Source organism: Acidobacterium sp. S8, assembly GCF_009765985.1.
Taxonomy (GTDB): domain Bacteria; phylum Acidobacteriota; class Terriglobia; order Terriglobales; family Acidobacteriaceae; genus Alloacidobacterium.
The window spans coordinates 1-24,065 of sequence record NZ_LMUM01000015.1 but is presented as its reverse complement, the minus strand read 5'-3'; the positions used below and the strand labels follow the sequence as shown (position 1 = coordinate 24,065).

Genomic DNA, 24,065 nt, shown 5'->3' with positions numbered 1-24,065 from the left:
GGGTGACTTCCACCGTCCACCAATAGGGTTCATCGACATCATAATAAAGTGTGCTTCCTACCTGTGGAGCCACATACGCAAAACAGCCAGTAGTTGATCAGTATTCACCGGTTTCGCGAGATATTCTGAAGCCCCGGCCTCCAGGCACTTTTCACGGTCACCCTTCATCGCCTTCGCCGTCAGCGCAATGATTGGCAGGCGACGTAAAGCAGGGTTCTGGCGGATCACCCGCATCGTCTCGTATCCATCCATCTCCGGCATCATAATGTCCATCAGCGCGATCGCGATATCGGGAGTGGACTCCAGAGTCTCAATCGCCTCGCGACCGGTGCTGGCGGCGAGAACGGCCATGCCCCGCCTTTCCAATACGCTGCTCAGGGCAAAAATATTGCGCACATCGTCATCGATGACCAGAACTTTCTTTTCTAGAAGTGCATCATCAGATCGATGCAAACGGTCGAGCAATCGTTGCTTCTCCGGAGGCAGATCGCTCACAATTCGATGCAGGAACAGAGCGGTTTCGTCGAGCAGGCGTTCCGGAGACTCAACACCTTTGATCACGACGCTACGCGCAAGCTTATGCAATTTGGCGTCCTCTTCCGACGAGAGTTCCTTGCCGGTAAATACCACCACCGGAACCTCGTTCAGCGAGGGTGTGTCCCGCAATTGTTCCAGAAGATCGAGACCCGTCATGTCAGGCAGGCGAAGGTCAAGCACAACGCAATCGAATCGCTCTTCGGAAAGCGCAGACAGCGCATCCTGACCTGTCGATACAACGGTCACATCGATGTCGTCATAGTCGAGCAGAGATCGAATGCTCAATTGTTCTGCCGGATTGTCCTCCACTACCAGCAGACGCTTACGCCGCGAAGTAGAGAATTCCTTGATTCTCGTCAACGCCGCAGTCAGCCCCTCAGTAGTGGTCGGCTTGCTTACGAAAGAGAATGCGCCGCGCGATAACCCATGATGGCGGTCTCCGTCGATCGTAAGCATCTGCACCGGAATATGCCGCATGCCGGGCTCCTGCTTGAGATGGTTGAGCACGGTCCAGCCCAGCATGTCGGGCAGGAAGACGTCGAGCGATACAGCGGTGGGCAGGAATTCCCGCGCCAGCGTCAGTGCGTCCGCACCGCGCAAAGCAACTAGAACCCTGAAACCGTTGTCGCGCGCAAGATCCCGCAGGATGCGAGCATAATGCGGATCGTCTTCCACAATCAGCAATACTGCGTCTCCAGGCTCAAGCCGATTGCGATCATCTTCAATCTCCTCCAGGGGCCGCTCCATTTGCATGACTGCCGGCGGCTGCAGCACATTTACCGAGGAGGTATGAAGTATCTCGGTGGCAGAAGCGCCGGCTGCGCTAACAGGGGCAACATACGCTTGTGGCAGGTACAGGGTGAATGTGCTTCCCTTGCCCGAAATACTCCTCAATTGAATTTCACCGCCCAGGAGCGACGTAAGCTCACGGCTGATGGCCAATCCTAATCCGGTGCCGCCGTACTTGCGGCTCGTACCTGCATCTGCCTGTTGGAATGCCTCGAAGATAATCTTCTGTTTCTCCTGCGGAATGCCGATACCTGTGTCGTTGACCTGGAAAGCTATAACTGCACCGGCGCTGCTTAGAATATGATGTCCTTCACTCCAGCCGTTCTCGGCACGGAATACGGACAGCCGGACACCACCCTGCTCAGTGAACTTGAATGCGTTCGACAGCAGATTCTTTAGCACCTGCTGCAGACGCTTTGAATCCGTCACCAGGCTACGGCTGAGATACGGATCGGTATGCAGATCGAACGAAAGTTTTCTGTTCTCTGCCTCATGCCGGAAGGGCCTGGCAATCATATCGAGCAGGCTGGCAAAGAAAACTTCCTCGGCTTCAATCGAAACCGTCCCCGACTCAATTTTGGAGAGATCGAGAATGTCGCTGATCAGGTTCAGAAGGTCGGTCCCAGCTCCATGAATCGTACGCGCAAACTCGGTCTGCTTCGGCGAAAGATTGCCATCCGGATTGTCGCTGAGCTGTTGTCCCAGCACCAGGATACTGTTAAGAGGAGTGCGCAGTTCGTGAGACATATTGGCAAGGAACTCTGACTTGTACTTCGAGGTGAGAGCCAGTTCCTTTGCTTTCTCTTCGAGCGCCCGGCGTGCCTGCTCAATCTGTTCATTCTTGCGTTCGACTTCTACGTTTTGTTCGGCTAGCTGCTGCGCCTTTTGCGCAAGCTGTTCGTTTGTCTGTTGGAGCTCTTTTTTCTGCGATTGCAGTTCGGTAGCGAGTTGCTGAGATTGTTTCAACAAGGCTTCCGTCTGCATCGTTACTTCAATGCTGTTCAGCACGATGCCGATGCTGGAGGTGAGCTGTTCAAGAAAGGCGAGATGCGAGGCAGTAAATGTGCTGAGCGTCGCCAGCTCGATAACAGCTTTGACCTGATCTTCAAACAACACTGGAAGCACAATCACATTGCTGGGCACAGCTTCAAACAGACCTGAGCGAATGGGTTGTGTATGCGATGGCAGATCAGTAATCAACATGCGCCGTTTCTCGACCGCGCACTGGCCGATCAGGCCGTCCCCTGTTTGTATGTGTTGCAGATGGCCATCGGGCGTGCTTGCATACGCCGAGAGCAGAACCATCGCATTGGATTCTTCCGAAGCCATCTGATAGATCAGTCCCTGTTGCGCATTCACAAGCGGAGCCAGCTCTGAGAGCAGCATGCGTCCCACCGCCGTAAGATCGCGCTGTCCCTGCAACATACTGGTAAAGCGGGCAAGATTGGTCTTCAGCCAATCCTGCTCGGTGTTGCGCTCCGTGGTGAGACGGAGGTTGTTGATCATCGTGTTGATGTTGTCTTTCAGCTCCGAGACTTCGCCGCGCGCCTCCACCTGAATGGAGCGCGTGAGATCACCTTTCGTGACGGCCGTCGCAACCTCCGCGATGGCGCGCACCTGGTTCGTGAGGTTGTCAGCAAGCAAATTAACGTTATCGACAAGGTCTTTCCACGTACCAGAGGCTCCGGGCACGTTCGCCTGGCCGCCGAGGCGTCCTTCTACACCGACTTCGCGAGCAACTGTAGTTACCTGGTCGGCAAATGTCGCCAGCGTGTCGGTCATGTTATTGATCGTATCCGCCAGTGCAGCGACTTCGCCCTTCGCGTTCACCGTGAGCTTCTGCGTGAGAACACCGTTAGCGACGGCCGTCACTACCTTTACGATTCCGCGCACCTGGCCAGTCAGGTTGCTGGCCATGACGTTCACATTGTCGGTGAGATCCTTCCAGGTGCCTGCGACACCGGGCACCTGCGCTTGGCCGCCGAGCTTGCCTTCCGTTCCTACTTCGCGGGCAACGCGCGTCACTTCGGCTGCGAAGGCGTTCAACTGGTCCACCATCGTATTGATGGTGTCTTTTAACTCCAGAATTTCGCCCTTTACATCGACCGTAATTTTTCGCGACAGGTCACCGCGAGCCACTGCTGTCGTGACTTCTGCAATATTTCGCACCTGCGCCGTGAGGTTTCCGGCCATGGAGTTGACTGAGTCTGTAAGATCCTTCCACGTGCCGGCCACTCCTGGCACGTGAGCCTGCCCACCGAGCCGTCCTTCGCTGCCGACTTCGCGTGCCACGCGGGTCACTTCGCCGGCGAATGCATTCAGCTGGTCCACCATCGTGTTGATGGTTTCCTTCAGCAGGAAGATTTCGCCGCTGACGCTTACAGTGATCTTTTTGGAAAGATCCCCATTCGCAATGGCCGTCGCTACTTCCGCAATGTTTCGGACCTGGTTGGTCAGGTTGCTCGCCATGGAGTTGACCGAGTCTGTCAAATCCTTCCATGTTCCAGCCACACCGGGCACTGCAGCCTGGCCGCCGAGCTTTCCATCTGTGCCGACCTCGCGTGCCACGCGCGTTACTTCCGAAGCGAAGGAGCGGAGCTGGTCCACCATCGTATTAATGGTGTCCTTCAGCTCGAGGATCTCTCCGCGCACATCCACCGTAATCTTGCGCGACAAATCGCCGCGGGCTACAGCTGTCGCCACCTCGGCAATGTTGCGGACCTGCGCGGTAAGATTACCTGCCATGAAGTTCACATTGTCTGTGAGGTCTTTCCATGTGCCAGCAACGCCTGATACCTGCGCCTGGCCTGCGAGCTTGCCCTCCGTGCCCACTTCACGTGCCACACGGGTTACTTCGCTGGCGAACGCATTCAGCTGATCCACCATCGTGTTAATAGTGTTCTTCAGCTCAAGAATTTCGCCCTTTACGTCAACCGTAATCTTGCGGGACAAGTCTCCGCGCGCCACGGCTGTCGTTACTTCTGCAATATTTCGGACCTGGGCGGTGAGGTTTCCAGCCATGGAATTCACCGAATCCGTGAGATCCTTCCACGTTCCGGCAACTCCCGGCACGTTTGCCTGGCCGCCAAGACGTCCTTCCGTTCCCACTTCACGGGCTACACGCGTCACTTCGCCGGCAAAGCGGTTCAGCTGGTCCACCATCGTATTCAGCGTTTCTTTTAATTGGAGAATTTCGCCGCGGACGTCGACTGTGATTTTGCGCGACAGATTGCCGTTGGCAATGGCGGTGGCTACTTCCGCGATGTTACGGACCTGGCCAGTCAGGTTGCTGGCCATAAAGTTTACGTTGTCGGTAAGGTCTTTCCAGGTACCGGCCACGCCCGGCACATTCGCCTGGCCGCCCAGCTTGCCTTCGGTTCCTACTTCGCGCGCCACGCGCGTCACTTCGCCGGCAAAAGCATTGAGCTGATCCACCATGGTGTTGATGGTTTCCTTCAGCTCCAGAATCTCTCCCTTTACGTCTACGGTAATCTTGCGCGACAAATCGCCGCGAGCCACGGCCGTCGTTACTTCTGCGATATTGCGGACCTGGGCAGTGAGGTTTCCGGCCATTGCGTTGACCGAGTCGGTCAGATCTTTCCACGTGCCTGCCACACCCGGAACCACAGCCTGACCGCCAAGTTTGCCGTCAGTTCCCACTTCGCGAGCTACGCGCGTCACCTCCGAGGCGAAGGAGCGCAGCTGATCCACCATCGAGTTAATCGCTTCTTTGAGCTGTAGAATTTCGCCGCGCACATCGACCGTAATCTTGCGGGACAAATCACCGCTCGCTACGGCGGTGGCTACTTCCGCGATATTGCGGACCTGCGCTGTGAGGTTTCCAGCCATGGAGTTGACCGAGTCTGTCAGGTCCTTCCAGGTACCTGCTACACCCGGCACGTTTGCCTGGCCGCCCAGCTTGCCCTCGGTTCCCACCTCGCGAGCTACGCGCGTCACCTCTGATGTGAACACGCTCAACTGCTGAATCATGGTGTTCACAATATTGGCGGAGCGGAGGAATTCCCCTTCCAGCGGCCTTCCATCCACATCCATGCGAACTTTCTCGCTGAGATCTCCCTCAGCTACAGCCGCGATCGCTCGAGTAATTTCGGTGGTCGGACGGAGAAGATCATCGACAAGTGTATTCATCGAGGTTTGCATCTGGCCCCAGGAACCCTTGGGTTCGCGAAGGAGCGTTCGCTCGCGGATGCGCCCCTCTTTACCTACAGCCTGGCCCACGCGCTTCAGCTCCAGAGCCATCTGCTCATTGGCCGCCACTATATTGTTGAAGGTGTCGGCGATCTTGCCCGGCAATCCTGTCCATGAACCTGGCAGGCGGACTGAAAAATCGCCTTCCTGCATAGACTGCAAGCTTGATAGGATGACACTCAGATCTGCGACCGTTTCCTGGGTCTGCATGCTGTGTCCATTCTGTGTGCCCGTCCGCCGGCGCTGCCCGGCAGCAACCACATCTGATGCACCGCCACTCGTCTTTTTCATTTCTAACCACTCCCCGCTGAGGCACCTGCAGTCTGGTGCCGAAGACGGACTGAAATCGTCCCAGCGGTCGTCCTCATTTGCGGATTATAGACGTTTTGGAATTTACAGAATGTCTTGTGGCTTTAGGCTTGGAATGAATGTTCTCACACCCCAAAAGGTTGACCCATAAGAGGAAAACACTCTCAAATTGAATGTAATTATTACAGCTAAATGTATTTCTTTCGGGCCATTTAGGTGCTATTTGCACAGTTAGGAAAAAGGATGTCTGAGATGCGATTTTTTTTTGATTTTCCTTTGAAAAAGGGCTGTTCTTGCTGATCGAAACGTGTAGTATGCCTCTTAGCAAATCCCACTTGTAAGTCTTCGATCGGAACCTCGATTTGGACAGGATGTGGAAACCGGGTGAACTAAATCAGATCCGGATGCCTGGCGTATAAAGCTTCGCCAATCCGCCCAAAACAAGGCTTCGACTCGAACCCTGCGCGTGCCTACTACGTCTGTAGACCGAAACGCACACGTGTGTCGTAAATCAAGGCCAGGAACACTGTGTCAGCAGAGCCCCTGGCGTTTTTGCTCGAAGTCCAGTCTGAAGCTTCTTTTGTGAGCTACGCATAAGATGCGGAATTTCAGGCGGTGTTACCCACAGCTTCAACCAAATTTGAATAAGGTAATTTCTCTTGAATATTCGCAGAAATCTCCCCCTTACCTTTTCACTCCTGGTGGCCTCAGTACTTCCCGCTGCGGCCGGAGTCGTCATCAGCAGCCCGAGCAGCGGAAATCAGGTCCAGTCGCCTTTTACCTTATCGGCAATCGCCGCTAACTGCTCGTCGCAGAATGTATCCGCTATGGGATATTCGCTCGACAATAGCAGTAGCACGACGATCATTTACAACAGTTCCATGAACGCGCAGATCAGCTCTGGCACCGGCTCGCATACGGTACATGTCAAGGCTTGGGGTGCAAAAGGCGCGGTATGCGTTACAGATGTCGCCGTAAACGTTACGGGAGCGGCCGATGGTCCTGCCATTCCCTCAAATGCAACCAGCGTGGGCAGCATTCAGACATTAGGTAATTGGAAGGCAGTTTTCGATTCAGGCACCGGTTCCGGAAGTGCCACCGGCTATACAGGCCTTACAGGCTCGCCATCGAAAAGCGGCCAGGCGCGTGTGTTCTCCACCACTTTTAAGAACTATGGTGGCGAGCTCTACTCCGCTTCCTTTGGAGATGACGTAAACGCCACAAATTTCATCTATGACGGATGGGTGTACCTTACGAGTTCGACTTCCACAATGGCTAACCTGGAAATGGATATGAATCAGGTCATGCCCAACGGTCAAACCGTGATCTTCGGTTTCCAATGTGATGGCTACTCGGGCACCTGGGATTACACGATGAATAAGGGCTCGGCTCAGAAGCCTGTCGATTCGTGGGTCAACACAAAGGCTTCCTGCAATTTGAAGAACTGGAGCAAGAACGCCTGGCATCATATCCAGGTCAGCTATTCGCGTACCGACTCCGGTTATGTCACATATAAATCTGTATGGCTGGACGGAGTTCAGCAGCAAATCAATGCCACCGTATATTCTGCGTTTGCACTCGGCTGGGCGCCGACCATTCTGACCAACTTCCAGGTCGACGGACTCGGTTCCGGCGGAACCCCAGTCGTATATCTGGATGACCTGACCATCTATCGCTGGTAACAGACGCCGCATAGCCGCAGAAACAAGTCACCGCCATCGCTTTGGGGAGTGTTCATTGGATATTCAATGTGCATTCCTCAAATGATTGTGCGCTTCTTCCGATCGTTCGCGATTGAAATGATCCGGATAGGGAAATAGAAACTAAAACGCAGAAAAGGACGCTTTAGCCGCTCGCCCATTTTGCGGCCAGACGTTGCATGCCTTTGATCAATAGTTCTGAATCCGAGAAGAGTGCTACCTTCAATGGTTCATGGAAAGAGGGCAGGGCCTCGAGCGTCGCCAGGAGTTCCATTTCCGCAATTCAGTTGTACGATTTTCTAGTACTGTCCTTTTCGAGTGATCCAAATGATGCGCTGCCCATCCTCCAGGCCCAGGGTTGCCGATGGGGAAGCCGGCGGTAAAAATACGAATGGTCTTGTCAAAGATACCTCCTTATCAAACTTGTGGACGGACCGGGTGGCGAATCCCTTCCTCGCCCTTCTGACGCCACACTATCCACGTTATTGCAGCAAGTGCTTAAGCATTTTCCATCGGGACGACTTCCCGAAGGGGTAGGACGCGTTTCCGTCGATGCCAGAGGACGGGATAGGGTGGTTCGATGGAAATATTCCACAGAGATCCGTGAGGAAGATCAGAGTCTGAAGGATGACTCTGTGTTCTTCGATCTAGCGGAAATAGGGCCGGAAGTCGGTTCCTCCAACCAGCGCAAGGGTGATCGCCGTCCAGCCTGAGACGTGTCCACTCTGTGGATCTCGTTATCTAAGTACAGCACATGCCCTACCTTCCGGATCCAACTCGGCCATAGGAACCCCAGCTTCGGCCCGCTTCATCACCGCCACTGTCTGCTCTACAGAAAATCGCTTCTTCTTCGCGGCAACGCCGAGGACTAACATCACAACTGGCTCAAGAATTCCGAAGCAGAACAGGCACTCGTTCAGTCGCGAGCCATCTGGTATGAGGAACCATAGTGCCCGCTTAATCTCATGAGTGTGTAAGCATCTTATGAAGGAGGAGTTCCGACGATTACGTGTAGGAAGAAATCAAAGGGAATGATCTTAGATCATTGAAGGCGGTTGCTTTGCCGTAAAAGTGCGGGGCCTACAGGGCTGGTCACAATTAACCCGATATGTCATATTTTTAGGGAGACTCACCCCTGGAGGGAAAAACCACGATGCTGCGACAACTGAGGCTTGCTATATCTGTCCTGATCTTTTGTCATAGCATCTCAAGCCCGGCACAAGAGAAATATGGCTTTGTGAAGCCTCCCGCCCCAGGAATTCACCCAAGAATCATCTTCTCCCCCTCTGAACTTCCTGAACTGGAACAGAGAACTAGAAATGGACCGGCACTCGTTGGATTCATGGCGGCTCAACGCGCGGCGCAGGGTTTTGCTGACACCAATTCAAAGGTTGCAAATCTAGTCGCCAAGCTCAACGGCGGCGAGCCAGCCTTAGAAAACGAACTCGAGGTCATCTCAGGCGGGATCCGGGAAGGTTCGTTCGCAGCTTACGTCCTCCAGGATCAAAAATTGATGGATGTTGTCTCGCAAGCCCTGATGATCTATGTGGAGCGGGTTCCGATCACATCGAAGCTCGATTTTTCAAGAAACTTGCCTGGCATAGCCTTCGGATACGACTGGCTCTATAACCATTTGTCGCAGTCGCAACGCCAGAGCGTACGGAAATGGCTCGTTGCTGCCCTGAATGAGTATGCCAGTGAGCTGTCCGGCGAAGCTTGGGGATTTGAGCCAAACGCCCAAGAAAGCCGCACTTTCAATTGGGTGGGTTTTGCTTGTGGTGCAATTGGAACCAGCGCCCTGGCGATCGAAGGTGAGCCTGGTTACAACGCACAGTGGTATCAAAGTGCAGCCTCAAGCCTAAAAGACTTCCTGCACTACGGTATCGGCAGTGAAGGCGCACCGGTCGAAAGCATTTGGTATTTTTCATATGGCATGTCAAACGGCGCTCTTCTTCTCGACGCCATGGCTCGACGGGGCGATTTGGCACTGGAGGATCCACATTTAAAAAACGTCCCATTATGGTGGGCCTATGACATGTTTCCATGGGCACATGGAGACTTCAATGCGCTACAGGACACGCGGGATTTGATGCCGGGAGCAGGTGAGATCTATTATCTACTGAATCTGGCGTGGCCAAATAATCCCGTTATGCACTGGGTTTATGCCAGCTACATCCAAAATCATAACGGCCCACCGAGCGACATGACTCAAGCTCTGTGGGCAACACCTGTCGAAGAGCCAAGGCCTGAATCAATTCCGGCGTTACCTCTAACGCGTTACTTCGTGACTAATGGTCTTGTATATGCCCGAACAGACTGGACCTCGGACGGCATGTATCTGGAATTTCAGAGTGATCCCGTAGGTGTTGGGGGCCATGCGCATGCTGATCGAGATTCTTTTTCATTGGCTGGCAGCGGACGCCTGTGGATTGTTGATGGTGGTGGATGGTTTCCCCAGGACATATTCCACAATCTTGTGTTCATTGATGGTCATGCTGAAGGCTTCTTCCCGGAAAGAGGCAATGTAATTGACTACGAAGACGCTGGATGGGCGACGGGTGTGACTGGCGATGCAAAGGATGCTTATAGCTGGCAGGCACAACAGGTGCCGGGCGCGGTCATGATAGGAGGTATTGCGTCTACGCCCTATAACGCAGTCAAGAAGGCAAAACGGACGGCAGTACTCGTACGAGGGACACATGCATATGCGATGATCATTGACGATATTCAGAAGGATCTCGCTCCCCACGAATATGCCTGGATGAGCCTCACGCCTTTGGGAAACACTTTCGTGCCTATGGACGCACATCGGGCTGTGCTCGTCCCAACCGATAGTGGGGCCAATGTGGCAATTGATCCGGCTGTGGATGGAAACAAGCGCCAAGCGCTTAAGACGACCTTCAAGCTTCCTCAGGCTGGACACTATCGCCTTTGGCTGCTTGCTGGACGGGACTACTGGACTTTCTGGACTTGGGGTGGATCTATTCGTATTGACGGAAGCAATCCAATACGTTTTTTTGCGAAAGCAGGCGACAATTCGCAGATGCACTGGCAACCGATCACGCCAAGTCAAAATGCTCCAGACTTTATCTTGTCGCCAGGAGAGCATTCTTTCGAATTATCTGAGCCCCATGACGAACAAGTTGCATATGCAGCGCTACTCATTGCGCCGTCAACTTTTGATGCAGTAGCCTCTAATCAGCTTTCCATCCCACCAAGCTATCCGATGATTCGTTTTGCCAGCCTTCCATCCTTACCGACTGGGTGGCGTGTGAGGGCTATGGATAGCACCCCCCCGCAGATGCTATTTCAGGTTCTCAACCCCCAGGAAGCTAGCCTAAGCGCTAGCGTATTTCAATTTGTGCGGCCTGATAACAAAGAGTACGACGCGGGACATGGGCCGGAAATCCGTCTCAGCGCAGCGGCCCGGACGATTGAACCCAAGTTCAGAGTCCTGTTATATCCGCATCACAAGCAAGACCCGCTTCCGAATGTCGTCTCCAACGCAAGAAATGCCACGATAACATGGCCAGATGGCACAATAGACAAATGGACTTTTGCAACGCCAACGACGATCAACAGTGCACCGGCCACAATAGCAGCGATCGCGCAACGGTGCATGCCTGACGGGAAAATACTAAATCTGCAAATGAAGCCACAGCTGAATCAGTAATCAGCACTCAGTTCTTCCCTAGTACGCAGTTTTATTACAGACTTCTCCAACTATTTCTTTAGGGTCCATGCGCATTCTTCATGTTTTACCATCACTTGATCCAACCACTGGAGGCCCCGCTGAAGGAATGCGACGCCTCGCTGAAGGCTATCTTCATGCAGGACATGAAGTTGAGATCACCACACTTGATGATCCTCGGGCTCCATTTCTTGCGTCCTTGCCCTTCCCGGTATGGCCACAGGGGCCTGCATTCGGTGTTTATGGCTACACTCCGCGCTTACTGCCTTGGCTGAGACAAAATGCATCGCGATTTGATGGCATTGTTGTGAATGGGCTATGGCAATATCACGGGCTGGCAGCGTGGAGAGCATTCCACGGGCGCCATCGTTACGCGGTATTCACTCATGGAATGCTCGACCCATGGTTCAAGGCTAAATATCCGCTGAAGCACATGAAAAAGTGGATCTATTGGTTGTTGGTCGAGTACCGACTTCTGCGAAATGCGACTCGAGTTTTGTTTACCTCAGAGGCAGAACAGCGCTTAGCGGAGAAGAGCTTCTGGCTGCACCATTGGCACGGTCAGGTTGTTCCTTATGGAACCTCAGGACCAACCGGCGACCCAGGCATTCAGAGAGAAGAATTTCTTCGACTCTGCCCTGCCCTCGCTGGTAAACGCTTTTTGTTGTTTCTTGGTCGAATCCACCCTAAAAAGGGGTGCGATTTGCTGATCGATGCATTTGCTCAAGCTGCCTCAAACAATGCCGGATTACAACTTGTGGTTGCGGGACCTGATCAAAAGGGCTGGCGGGTTAAACTAGAAGCAAGAGCACAGCAATTAAGTGTCGGTCACCGTATACACTGGCCAGGGATGCTTTCTGGCGATGCAAAATGGGGGGCCTTCTACGAAGCGGACGCCTTTATTCTGCCATCACATCAGGAAAATTTCGGCATCGCCGTCGCCGAAGCCCTTGCGTGCGGCCTGCCTGTTCTAATGTCGGACAAGGTCAATATTTTCGCAGAGGTTCAGGAAGACGGAGCGGGTCTTGTCGAAAGCGACACACTTGAGGGTACGATTTCTTTGATACGTTGCTGGCTTGCGTTGAGCGAAGTGGACCGCATTCGTATGCGTGCTAATGCTAAGCAAAGTTTCGAATCACGTTACAATTCTATGCTATTGCCGGACACGATTTCTTCTATTTTCAATCAACCAGTTAATCGTGAATCTTCAGAAATCAATTACTAGACCAAGAATACTATACAGCTAAGTGAGTGCACAAGGATGACCCAAAACCCAAAAACTAGACCGTCGGGAAGTTGAGAGATCGCAACCTGTCGCGGTTCCCTGAAGCAGAGAGAGGAAGCCAACGAATGGAGAAGCGGGACACAGCGAAGAGGCGATTCTGCGGTGCTGCGGGAAGCAGAGTCAGGCGAAACGGTGGTTGAGGTTTGCCGGAATGCATGGCATCAGCCAGCTGACATTTTTGCCTGTGGAAGAAGAAGTATGCGGGGCTGGGCCCTGAGCGAATTGCGTGAGCTTCGTCAGTTGCGCGAGGAGAACGGGAAGCTGAAGCGGCTGGTGGCCGACCTGAGCCTCGATCGGCATATCCTTCAGGAGATCGTCGCAAAAAAGCTCTGAGGCCTTTCGATAATGGAACCGAGTTCGCGAGCAGAGCGACGGATCTCTGGGCTTATCAGAACCGAGTGCACCTGGATTTCATCCGGCCGGGGCGCCCGGTCGAAAACGGCTACTTCAAGAGCTTCAACGGACGACTGCGCGACGAGTGCCTGAACGTGGAGGTCTTCTTCACGCTGGCCGATGCTCGCCGCAAGCTGGCCTTGTGGCACCACGATTACAACCATCACCGTCCACACTCAACGCTCGATGATCGAACCCCGGCAAGAATTCGCAGCGCTACACAGCCGTGGAATTGAACAGCGATGAAGCCGCCTTGGAAAACGCTTCGCGTTTACCACATTTCCACCGCACGACTGTGGTTGAATCTATGCTCCTGAGCCGTCTTACTCAGACTTGTTGCTGGAGAGACCGTCACTTGAGTTACATTCGCTCGAAACATGCCGGTAATTCCGGCACCAACCGAATCCACATCTCAGTTCGAAATAAACTCTTGCTCTAGGTTATATTCGTACCCAACCCCGTCTCGCATCCACGCGGAAAACGCGGACAGACTGTCTTGCTCTCCTCAGGACAGATGGTGAGGAGCCTTGACTTAGATCGGACATCACGACCAAGAGAAAAGCCAGAAGTATTCGGCCTGTAAGCCCAAAAGGGGAAAACAGAACACTCCATACAGTACCGATCAACATGAACGAATATAGCGGTGCTAGCGCTGGCGGGTGCAATGTAATTTTGAGGATGCTTTTCATTGTCAAGAGCAAAATATAGCACCAGACGACGGCTCCAAGTATCCCAGCTTCCACCCATGCTCCCATCAGATGTGAGTGGGTCGGAATCAGGGCCGATTCGTCTGCGTCGTCCACTTCCGCCTCCTCATCGCTATACCCGTATGTTATGCGAAGATCGTTGAGCATTTCTACATACCTCATATCCTTTGCATAAGATCCGTGGCCAAGAATCGGGCTATCCAGCACCGCGCGTGCAGAAACAAGGATTTCAGAACGACCACCGATCAAAACACCAAACTTGCCTGATGATTGCGCCTGCTGCTTCAGTTGGGCTTGCTCACCGAGAAACCCAGCCCCCGCGATGCGCGAGAGGGCAATACCGGCAAGCCCCCCTGCTGTCAGCACGAGAACAACCAGCATGAATGCGCGCGCCAGGCTTCCTTGTTGTGGAAGGATGCGATGTCGTCCGATACGTTCCGGGAGAATTGGAAATAGAATGAATACAGTGATCAAAAGTATCAACATCGGGGAGCGGAAGTTCATGATTAGGTGCAGGGCGGCCATTCCAAGGAGAATCACAGAGGCAGATCGGTAGCGGCGGCGCGCATAGAAATAGCAGCTGGCGAGGGTTGCCAGAAGGGTGACACCGTACGAGTATCCAAATTTCCAGGGTGCCACCTGCATGTACGGCGTCGGTTGGATTTTTACCTGAAGAATAGTTCCGACTGCGTAGGCAAAAATGAATAAGCCCTTGCGGCGTTCATTCCTCGCCAACAAAGATGCAAGGCCGATTGTGTCTAGGAAGAAAAAGACGATTCTGGCGTCGCCTCGAAGCCAGTCTGTAATCTCAGTGTGGCGATATGTGTCGCTGATCACCTGGCCGAGCAGCCACAGCCCCATAAGCAGAAAAACGGGCCTCAGGCTCTTTTGGGATACCCTTTCCGGATGCAAAGCGAACAGAATTGGAATGAAAGGGATCAAAACCAGCTCGCTGCCTGGGAGGTCACCAACGAGGTGGAACACAAAGCAGGAGGCAAGGCCTGTGAGAAAGCATAGAAAATCAGCTGCAAGTGACGCGGCGTCACGGCTTGATGATTTTCTATGCCGAATCAAAGTTCTCGTCGCTGCTGTCATGCTATCTCAGGTAGCCCAACGCATGGACCATGCTGGAGAAAGAGGTATACGGGATCCCACATACAATGATCCAAGTCCAGGACCAAAAATCGATTGACATGTGATTGCCTTAAGTATCTCGTTGTTCGGTCCTCTCGCCATAGTAGTCGTTATACTTACGACCATAGTACTCGGCATATTCGGGAGAGCGAAAGTCTACCAAATTCACCACGACACCCAGCATGTGGGCCCTAGATCGTTCAAGTAGCTCAACCGTTCGCGACACAACATGGCGACGCGCTTGGCCATAGCGAACGACAAGAATCGCGCAATCTGCGAGACCAGCTAGGATCGTTGCATCCGTGACAGCGAGTACCGGAGGAGTATCTATAAAAACGAAATCGTACTGGGACCGTGCCTGTTCGAGCAGATCCCGCATCTGGTTTGACCCGAGAAGTTCAGACGGCAGAGGCGGTATAGGACCCGAAGAGAGAATGTGAAAGTTTGGATGCGCCTCCCAAGATTGAATGGCCTCTTTCAGCGTGGCCTTTCCGGAAAGAACGGATGAAAGGCCAATACGGTTACTGATATGAAAACGGAGATGAGCCGTAGGTCGACGCATATCCGCATCAATCAACAGGACACGAGGTCCGTTCAGAGAGAAGATGATCGATCCAAGAATGGCAATCACGCTCTTCCCTTCGGCCGGAAACGTACTTGTAATCATTAGAACCTTCGGCGGTGCTCCAGGACTGGATAGCATTACGGAGGTACGCAAGCCGCGCAACGCTTCGGCAATCTTAGACCAAGATCCGGAACCGCCAATCTCGCTGTGCGCAAGAAGGCTTGCAGGCGACAACTCATTTGGATCGATCTTAGGAACTGCAGCTAGTACAGGGAGCTGCAGAGTCTGTTCGATCTCAGTAATGGTTTTCAGGTTCGTGTCGAGGGTCTCAAGAAGTACTGCCAGTGCAATTCCAAGGAGGAGTCCTCCTCCTAATCCCGCCACCATGTTGAGATTCGTACGAGGCCGGCTTGGATAGGCTGGCGTGTCGGCATTGTCTACGACATGGATCGCCGTCGAATGAAGACCTGCTACAATGCCTGCCTCTTGCAACCTCTCCTGCAATCCATCATATAACGTTCTATTTGCTTCGTACTCCCTTTTCGCGAGCAGGTATTGCAGGGCTTTAGAATTGAGGCCGTAGGCTTTTTGCTCTTGTTCCTCTAAAGCCTTACGGACCATGTTCTCATTTGCCTGAGCCGCCTCGAACTCTTTCTTCATCCGCGATATCTCCGCAGATTCATCCTGAGCCATAAGCTTCTGCAGTTCATCAATCTGAGCACTTACCTCCTTGATGGGGGCATAGGCTGGACCGTAAGTCTGAATGAGCGAGGTGTATTCGGCCTGAAGTTGAACGAGACGTTGCTTCGTAGATTGCAACGCCGGATTCTGTCCAGTAATCTCGGCAATGATTGCCGGCGGTGACTCCTGAAGCGACTTTAGTCGTGCCTCCTTAAGCAGGCGATCTTCCTGAGCATCCGCAAGGTTCTTATTCAGTTCCTCCAGATTGGCCAGCAGCACACTATGAGTCTGGTCCTCCAGGCCAACAACACCAATGTCTCTCTGAAGAGATAGCATACGCTCTTGACTCTGTTGCAGACGCTCTTGGATTCCGCCCAATTGGGAACCCAGCCACCGTGATACTTGCTCGGTCGCCGTGTAGCTGTCCTTGAAGCTATGTGCGATGTAGTTGTCGATCAGAGTATTAGCGATCAGCGATGCCAGGTCAGGGCGATTAGACGTGACGCGAATCTCAATGATGTTTGTGTGGCCTTGGCGGGTAATATCGAGACTCCCGGAAAGAATGGAAATCAATGCTGAGCGGATAGCCGGTTTCGAGAGATCCCATGGAACCCCGGCCTTTACTTGGCAAAAATCGGGATTCTTATTCAATTGGAGTGATTTGATCGTCTCCAGCAGCAATGTCGGACTCTTCAGGATTGCAATCTCAGTGTCTATCTTTACACTGTCAACACCGGCTCCCTCCCCGCCCGTCACCTGTTCCAATCGAAATTGGCCGGAGATATCCGGCGTGACCTCAATGCTTGCCCTTGCCGTATATTGCTTCTGTAGGATCAGATTCGCCGTGGTCCCACAAACAAGACCAATCAACGATGCCGCGATGACCAGCCACCCGCGCTTCTTGACGAGCTGAATGAAATTGCCGAGTGGCTCCTCTTCGCGCCATCCGGCAGACACCCCGGCTCGCTGAACGTCGGTCTCCGTATCAGCTGAAGTAAGAATTGGTTCTGTGACAAGCGATTGGTTCATGTTCCTCGTCGGGACTTAGGATCGATTCTAAGGCGGAGCTCCGTCGGCGATCAAAGAGCACTTCCGTTCGCCTCCCGGGATCTTCGCGTTTACCCGCAGTCCTTGTTAGGCTGGTATTTGGTGACGCAAGCACAGCTACCAGCGAGTACCTAGGGAATGGTGTCAATTGTATATGATTGCCTACCTATTCAGTCCTGGCACTTGATGGAAAGGATCGTGAGCAAATTGATCCGGTTCTTTCCACTAGGATTTGCAGATGGATCCGTAGGCCATTAGACCGTCGAAAGTCTTGTGTCGCTCGGAGAAGTCTGTGGATTAGAAGGCACCATCAAATGCCGGAACTAAACACCTACCCACTACTCAGGGTGTCTTCCAGCTGTAAAGGGAACGCACGTTTTCTCCAAGGTCCTGCCTCTGTCGCCGGCTTGTAGTAAAGTGTCGGCCCACCGCGTGGGGGAGAACTGCTTGGAGAGAAGATTGCTTGCTCGTGACATGGCATCACGCTCTCGATCGTTCATGTGTTCTATGCGCGTCATCAGTGAAGACAGGCCCTTGACGTCATTGCTGTCAAATACATAGCCATTCCACTTATCTTGGACAAGGTGCACAACGGAGCCTACTTTATCGGACGCGAGGACGAGGAGGCCGGCTGAGGTAGCCTCGTGAACCACAACAGCCCACGGCTCGAATTCGCTGGGTAAAACAAGACATCCTGAAGCCCCAAACTTCGCCCGCAGGGCCTGCGGCTGCAAAAAACCCTCGACCGTGATACCGGGTTGGCCTTCGAGTCGAGAGAGCAATGGTCCTGCACCACAGCAGACTAGCGGCCAAGGTTCCGCAGATTTGGCGTGGTAGTCTTGATAGGCCCGGACGAGAGTATCAATTCCCTTTTCCGGCACAAATCGCCCTACGAAAAGAAATTGTCGCGGCACATGGCGGCCCTCTTGAACCCGCAGAACGTGCATTGCTTCAAGATCAACTTGGTCACAGGAGTACAAGCCGCCGAGTATTGCTCGCTGGACAAAACCTAGTTTTCTGGCGAAGATCGCCTGCCGTTCACCAGGTAACCAGACTGCATCTGCAAGCGGCTGAAGATAGGCTCGCGCGATCATGGTGGCGAACCACTGCCGTGGTGTCGCTAGCCAACAATTATCCATGGTCATGATGCGGAAGCACCTTCCCCTGTTTTCCTTGAGAGCCTGACGGTATCTAGGGATTGCCCATCCGCTAACAACCAGAATCTCAGGGGAAAACGACCAAAGCCGTTCATTGAGACCTGCCAGATCTGCTTGCGAGCGCCAGGTCAAGCGGTTTTTGATCCAAGCAACCTGCTCCTCCTCGAAGGGTGCAACTGTAGCGGGCACTTGGTGGGTAACGAATAATTCAACCTGAGAACGGCTGTGAAGCTCTTTCAGACAAGCATTCAAATAACCTGATAAACGGGTCCATAGAACTGCTATTCTCATTCAGAAACCTTGATCGTCTCTCGCTGCCAGAGTCCGCGGCCAATCCCAGGCCCGTAGAACCACGCCTTCTCCCCTGTACAAAAATCGCCAAAGTTCATCGATTGAGCTCCACTTCCTACCCAAAAGCTGTTCGAAGATTCGCATACGGTCAGCTTTGTATCGTTCGTTCCCCGATCCGGATCCTGAAATCGACTCACTGTGGATACGAAATTTGGCCAGGTCAGCTTCTAGATATGCTACCGCTGCGCCCTGCTTCGCCATGGATACAAACAATTCGCCATCCCAGCAGGTGCGGTTATCAATATTGAATCTCGGAGACTGGGCAAAGGCTTTGGCCCGAAAGAAAGTTGATTGCTGCAACCAGCGCGTTCCCCCATGGAGATACCGCCTCACCGTGAAATCTCGCGCCCGAATATGACGCTTCGGTGCGCCGTCCGCGTCTATGATGAACCCATTACCCATGACCAGGTCACATTGCGGATTCGATTGGAAGAACGACGCAACACGGCTGAGAGCCAGAGGCATCAACAGGTCGTCAGCATTGAGGAATCCATACACCGCGCCTGTAGCTTTACGAAAGCCTTTGTTTAGACCATCTGCTGCACCCTCGTCTGGTTCGAAGATTTTGCAGGCGATTCTGGTGCCGTAGCTTTCAATTTCTTCCCTGCTCCCATCCGTCGATCCGGGATCCACGACGATGTACTCCACGTCAGGGTGGTTCTGCTGGAGAACAGACTCTATGGCGTCCTGCAGATAGCGCTTCTGATTGAAAGATAGTGTCACGATGCTAATCTTCATACTTCTTTCAGGATTGCGCATGCGATTCTGTAAAGACTTGCGGTACGAATGGGGCTGTTATCTCCGCAACGCCGAGTTCTAGTGGTACACGTAGAGAAGGGTCGTACCAAGACCAAACGCGTATTGAGTCAACTGTTTGAGGTTTGCCTTGAGCGCACTAGCTGGAACGTATACGATATCCCCTTCTTGGACTACTGGATCACCATCTTTAGCTTTGAAAATGCGGTCCAAGTCAAGCTGAATAATTACTCTTGATCCGTCTGCTTTTGTTCGGATCAAGATGGTCCTGCTGAGACTTGTAAGCGGTACCGTTCCTCCAGCTTGCGCAATTACCTGCGACAGTCGAGATAAGGAGAAAAAGCATGTTGCGTATGCGCCAGGTTTTGCGACATTTCCTCCAACATAGATAAAGCCGCAGGGACGCACCAGAACTGTTTGCCCAGGGTACACTGGGCGATCGTAATTGCTGGTCTTGCGCATCGTTGGATCCCAGGGAACCAGGGTTTTCTGTTGCGGAGCATCGGCGTTTGAGATTTCGATGAGCTTGCCTGTATTAACGGTCAAGCCGCCGGCCAGGGAGATGATATCGGAGAGTTGATGTTTCCCAGGAGGGGTGAAGATACCAGGGTTTCGCACTTCGCCGAGAACCGTAATTCCGGTCGATGTGGAATCCACCGTTACGAGTACATGCGGATCCAACATCAAATGGTTGTCCTTAAGCACCTTGCTGACCAGGTCGGATGTTTCTGCGCTGGATAGACCGGCGATATGAAGGATTCCGAGCACGGGAAATGCTATGTCTCCGGTTTGCGAGACGCGCGTAACAGTCGAAAAGTCTGGGCTTCTAAATACTTCTACGTGGACAACTTCACCGGGCGAGATAGGTGCGTCGGTCAATCCTGGTGCCGAAGTCGCTGCAGACCCTGAACCTGTCGCGGACGACCTTGAAGGTGCAATCGCTTGCGACTCGCCTGAGGTGACAACGGGCCCGGACATCTGGGCAGCAGAAAGAACTGGGGCGACCAAGACGGCCATCACCAACGCTATCACTAATAAATGGCGCTCCACGACGTAAAGAATGCCGACACTATCGGCACTAAATATCCCCAAAGCACATAGCCGAGCCAGTAAGAATTGGGGGACCCGCCGCCCGTCGAGATACATGTACGGAGTGTAGCATGGAACCGTACGTAAAGAATTCGCGGCCGATATCCACTAACCCATTGTAACGAAAGCCTAATTGCTATACGTCTCCAGCCAAATCGAGGCTTAATCGACAGTGGTGGCTTTTCCAAATGTTTAAGTAGCCTCCATGAGAGATACTGGAGGTACCTCTTCACATCGCATGAGTGTACTCGAGACAATTCGACGTCGCAGGGGACTTCGCGAGTCGCTCAGCAATATCGGCTGGCTAAGTGGCGACCGCGTTCTGCGTATGGTAGGTGGTGTGGCTGTTGGAACCACCGTAGCTCGCTACCTCGGACCCGACCAGTTCGGCACGCTAGGTTACGCAACGGCCATTGCTGCGCTTTGGAATATGGCGTCAAACCTTGGGCTTGACTATCTGGTGATCCGCGACGTGGCGTTACACCCGGAACACGAGGACCAGATTCTCGGCACTTCGTTTCTGTTGAAGTTTGTCGCCGGTATTGTGACAGCTGTGGCCGCCGTCCTGACGGCTATGATTCTGAGCCCAGGCGATCGAACCGTCGGCATCCTCGTAACTCTCTTATCGGTCGCATATATCTCAACAAGCCTCGATGTTATTGATTATTTTTTCCAAGCCAACACACGTTCCCGCCTCTCAGTCATCCCGCGGAACGCAGCCTTTCTTCTTGGCAGCCTCGCCCGAATAGCAGCATTGTTTGCTCATGCTTCCCTGCTGGTCTTCGGATCGATCGCGGCACTGGAAGTGCTCTTTGCCGAACTCGGTCTTGGCGTTTCGTTTTTGTATTTTCGCAAGGCCATGCCTAGTTGGAACTTCGTGCTCACCCACGCATTGGCACTCCTGAATGAGAGTTGGCCACTTCTGATATCCAGTATGCTTGGGCTGATCTACATGCGCACGGATCAGATCCTGTTGGGCAAAATGGCTTCCAAGGAAGCAGTGGGCCAATACACTGCAGCGGTCCGGTTGTCTGAGATCTGGTATATGATACCGATGATCGTATGCGTCAGTGTGATGCCGCGCCTACTCAGGCAGCGCGAAGAGGATCCGGAGAAGTACAAGGCACGCCTCCAACAACTCTACGACTCCATGGTCCTGGTTAGCGTGCTTGTGGCATTGGCCACACAAATCGCTGGTCCTCTCATGGTGCGATTGCTCTATGGCTCGCAATACGCCCCTGCCGCTCGAGTACTTTCCGTCCATATCTGGACAGGCGTATTTGTTTTTGTGGGTTGCGTAAGCGGCCAGCAATATGTCCAGGAAAATCTCACCATCTCTTCGCTGCAACGAAGCGCTTTGGGCGCAATAGTCAATGTGGGCCTGAATCTGCTCTGGATTCCTCGCTATGGAATAATCGGGTCCGCAATGGCTACTCTGGTGGCGCAAGGCGTTGCTGCCTATTTAGCTGATGCGGTCGATCCTCGCACACGGCACATCTTCCGAATGAAGACCGGGGCTTATCTGCGATTCTGGCTCTTGCCTCTTACAGTCCTTCGAAGGACAACGAATGACGCAGCTTGAAACTCCTGTTGCCTTTCTGGTTTTCAACCGGACTGAAACCACCCGGCGGGTCTTTAGAGCCATAGCGGACGCCAGACCAAACATTTATTTTTGGTGGCGGATGATCGGCGACAGACGCACGTAGCTGATGCGGAGCGCTACGAGCAGGTACGAGAAATCGAAGCTGTAGCTCTTTTGGCTCGTATATGCAGCGATGATGACACCAGGCATACCTTTACGCATATCGGGCCCGAATCCTCCCCTCTCCGCCATCCCTAAAGCTCGCTGTTTCCTTGTATAGATTGACGAGGAATCGCAACGATATTCTGAAACGCAAAAATCTCAGAAAACGTCGGTGAATACTTATCAGGAAATGCTATAAGGCCATCGCGAAGCATCCGATACAGTTTGTATTTCGGAAGAGCTTTGTAGTAGTCGCGAAGAAACGTGCGGCTCACCACATTCATCTCGTTGAATTCGAAATGAATTGCTCGCACACGTTGACGTCGTATCAAGCCTTCAGCCCCTTGCAGCACCTGCAATTCGTGGCCTTCAGCGTCGATCTTTAATAAATCGATGTGATCGATCTGATGTTCCGTGGTAAATGAGTCGAGATCTATGACCTCTACGTCATGGCGATTCGGCTGCTGGTTGTGCAATTCTTCAATTACCTCCTGGTATAGCGAAGCATGTTCGGTACCCCCAAAACCATAGTCGTAAAGCGTCATCGAACCCGTAGCGCTGCCGCAGGCCACGTTGAACACTCGTATACCGAGCGGAACCACTCTCTCTGACAAACGCTTAAAGGTGTTCGGGTGGGGTTCGAAGGCAAAAACTTTAGCGCGCGAATTCGAGCTTAATACAGCGCATGAATAAGCCCCAACATTGGCGCCAACATCAAGGACAATCGGCTCAATAACCTTCTGGAGTTGTCGTTCCAAAAAGCGTCTTTCACCGCTAACAATATCGTTTTTGTAATTTAAGATGCCTAAGCCGCGCAATGAAAGATTGAACAATATTCGGTTGAAGCGGTAAAACTTCTTCCTGGCAAACAAGTAGGCATAAAAGTTGGGAATATCATGTATATTCATCAGGCATCGTGACTTTTCATCACAGGCTCCGGCAAACTCCAGCTTTAACGCTGAAAAGTATATTGAAGTCTATCATCCCGAGTTGCGCAAAATCGGGAGCCAGAAGGCAAAACCCGGATCTGCGTAGATAATCTGCTGGTCAATTCTCGCGGGGCGGCAAACCCCACGAGTTACGGCTTGAGGCGTCCATTCAACGGGCTCGATATTTCTTTCAGCTACCGATGTCAGCGCAGAACATAGGAGGCTGCGGCTCGGTCGATATTTCCTGAACTTAGGATGTTGTACAAATCGATGTAACGATTTGCATTGGTTCTTCCGTTATAGAGACGCTCTGCTCTCTCGCGGCAAGCGGCCCTGCCATCTTCGCCTGCCAGGTGACTCGAATACAGAAATTCCAATCCGTCCGTCAAGCTCTTAACGTCAAATGGGTTTGCGAGATATCCGGTTCGCCGATGATCGATGATATCGGGAAATCCGCCGATATTGAATGCCAGCACCGGAGTTCCGCACCCCAGCGATTCGAGCGCCATGTTGGCCAGATTTTCTTCGCGTGACGGTGCGCAGAATGCATTGGCTGCCGAGTACAAAAGCGCAAGCTTTCGATCATCGTCAATCATTCCAACGTTGCGGATCGGTATGGACGAACCTGGTGGATTCCAGCTCCCCGAACCGAAGACGAGCAATTCGCAATTCCCCTCCCCTATACGCTTGTTGAAGCCCTGCAGAGCTTCCCAGAGCAGATCGAGACCCTTTCGGGCATCCATTGGAGAAGCAGCTCCGAAGGCGATGACGAATTTGTCGTTCGACGGACCGACCGTCTTACGAGCATCCTGCCTGTCCAGAGGAATGAAGCAATTCAAATCGATCCCATTTGGAATCACCATTACATTTTGGTCGGCCATGAGGCTGCTGCGGCGCGCTTCGTCCGCGAGCCAGTTGCTAGGGCTCACGAGGGTGAACTCCACACTACTCCACGCATTTTTTTTCCGCGTCCAATTCGTTCTTGAAAGGTC

General features: G+C 52.9%; 15 protein-coding genes and 1 pseudogene. 7 read left to right on the top strand and 9 right to left on the bottom strand.

Going from position 1 to position 24,065, the window contains the following annotated elements; genetic code table 11:
* Positions 1 to 57 precede the first annotated feature (57 nt).
* Complete coding sequence (locus tag GSQ86_RS04075; protein ID WP_216841006.1) at positions 58 to 5,826, bottom strand: HAMP domain-containing protein; 5,769 nt, start codon at positions 5,824 to 5,826, stop codon at positions 58 to 60.
* Positions 5,827 to 6,503: 677 nt separating this feature from the next.
* On the opposite strand from GSQ86_RS04075, the gene GSQ86_RS04070 reads away from it, so the two are divergent.
* The 5 genes and pseudogenes from GSQ86_RS04070 to GSQ86_RS23295 form a co-directional block, all read left to right on the top strand.
* Positions 6,504 to 7,526, top strand: coding sequence for a hypothetical protein (locus GSQ86_RS04070; RefSeq protein WP_158748691.1), 1,023 nt, complete (start codon positions 6,504 to 6,506; stop codon positions 7,524 to 7,526).
* Between the two features lie 1,171 nt (positions 7,527 to 8,697).
* Complete coding sequence (locus tag GSQ86_RS04060) at positions 8,698 to 11,217, top strand: hypothetical protein (protein WP_158748689.1); 2,520 nt, start codon at positions 8,698 to 8,700, stop codon at positions 11,215 to 11,217.
* A 67-nt stretch (positions 11,218 to 11,284) separates the two neighbouring features.
* Positions 11,285 to 12,460, top strand: coding sequence for a glycosyltransferase (locus GSQ86_RS04055; protein ID WP_158748688.1), 1,176 nt, complete (start codon positions 11,285 to 11,287; stop codon positions 12,458 to 12,460).
* 258 nt (positions 12,461 to 12,718) lie between these two features.
* On the top strand, positions 12,719 to 12,853 hold the full coding sequence (locus GSQ86_RS23650; protein WP_256366817.1) for a hypothetical protein: 135 nt from the start codon (positions 12,719 to 12,721) through the stop codon (positions 12,851 to 12,853).
* A gap of 8 nt (positions 12,854 to 12,861) precedes the next feature.
* Positions 12,862 to 13,149, top strand: a pseudogene (locus GSQ86_RS23295) (integrase core domain-containing protein); the annotation flags it as partial.
* Positions 13,150 to 13,353: 204 nt separating this feature from the next.
* Here the strand turns inward: GSQ86_RS23295 and GSQ86_RS04045 are convergent.
* From GSQ86_RS04045 to GSQ86_RS04025, 5 genes are all read right to left on the bottom strand, one after another.
* Positions 13,354 to 14,715 carry a hypothetical protein gene (locus GSQ86_RS04045; RefSeq protein WP_158748687.1) on the bottom strand — a complete coding sequence of 454 codons (1,362 nt, stop codon included), beginning with the start codon at positions 14,713 to 14,715 and terminating at the stop codon, positions 13,354 to 13,356.
* Positions 14,716 to 14,824: 109 nt separating this feature from the next.
* Positions 14,825 to 17,029, bottom strand: coding sequence for a polysaccharide biosynthesis tyrosine autokinase (locus GSQ86_RS04040; protein WP_158748686.1), 2,205 nt, complete (start codon positions 17,027 to 17,029; stop codon positions 14,825 to 14,827).
* Positions 17,030 to 17,385: 356 nt separating this feature from the next.
* On the bottom strand, positions 17,386 to 18,495 hold the full coding sequence (locus GSQ86_RS04035; protein ID WP_158748685.1) for a glycosyltransferase family 4 protein: 1,110 nt from the start codon (positions 18,493 to 18,495) through the stop codon (positions 17,386 to 17,388).
* Positions 18,496 to 19,293: a glycosyltransferase family 2 protein gene (locus tag GSQ86_RS04030; protein WP_158748684.1), complete on the bottom strand. Its 798-nt coding sequence runs from the start codon at positions 19,291 to 19,293 to the stop codon at positions 18,496 to 18,498.
* Between the two features lie 78 nt (positions 19,294 to 19,371).
* Entirely contained in the window at positions 19,372 to 20,190 is an 819-nt protein-coding gene (locus tag GSQ86_RS04025) for a polysaccharide biosynthesis/export family protein (protein WP_158748683.1), read from the bottom strand.
* Here GSQ86_RS04025 and GSQ86_RS22825 point away from each other — a divergent pair.
* Together GSQ86_RS22825 and GSQ86_RS04020 are read left to right on the top strand one after the other, a co-directional pair.
* A complete protein-coding gene (locus GSQ86_RS22825; RefSeq protein ID WP_174239940.1) occupies positions 20,090 to 20,368 on the top strand; it encodes a hypothetical protein in 279 nt (92 codons plus the stop codon). The genes GSQ86_RS04025 and GSQ86_RS22825 overlap by 101 nt on opposite strands.
* A 237-nt stretch (positions 20,369 to 20,605) precedes the next feature.
* Positions 20,606 to 21,982 carry a flippase gene (locus GSQ86_RS04020; RefSeq protein ID WP_216841005.1) on the top strand — a complete coding sequence of 459 codons (1,377 nt, stop codon included), beginning with the start codon at positions 20,606 to 20,608 and terminating at the stop codon, positions 21,980 to 21,982.
* Positions 21,983 to 22,066: 84 nt separating this feature from the next.
* On the opposite strand, the gene GSQ86_RS04015 is transcribed toward GSQ86_RS04020, so the two are convergent.
* From GSQ86_RS04015 to GSQ86_RS04005, 3 genes are all read right to left on the bottom strand, one after another.
* Entirely contained in the window at positions 22,067 to 22,204 is a 138-nt protein-coding gene (locus GSQ86_RS04015) for a hypothetical protein (RefSeq protein ID WP_158748681.1), read from the bottom strand.
* A gap of 32 nt (positions 22,205 to 22,236) precedes the next feature.
* Entirely contained in the window at positions 22,237 to 23,052 is an 816-nt protein-coding gene (locus GSQ86_RS04010) for an FkbM family methyltransferase (protein WP_158748680.1), read from the bottom strand.
* 224 nt (positions 23,053 to 23,276) lie between these two features.
* The coding region (locus GSQ86_RS04005) for a glycosyltransferase (protein ID WP_216841004.1) at positions 23,277 to 24,065 on the bottom strand (789 nt) is incomplete at its 5' end.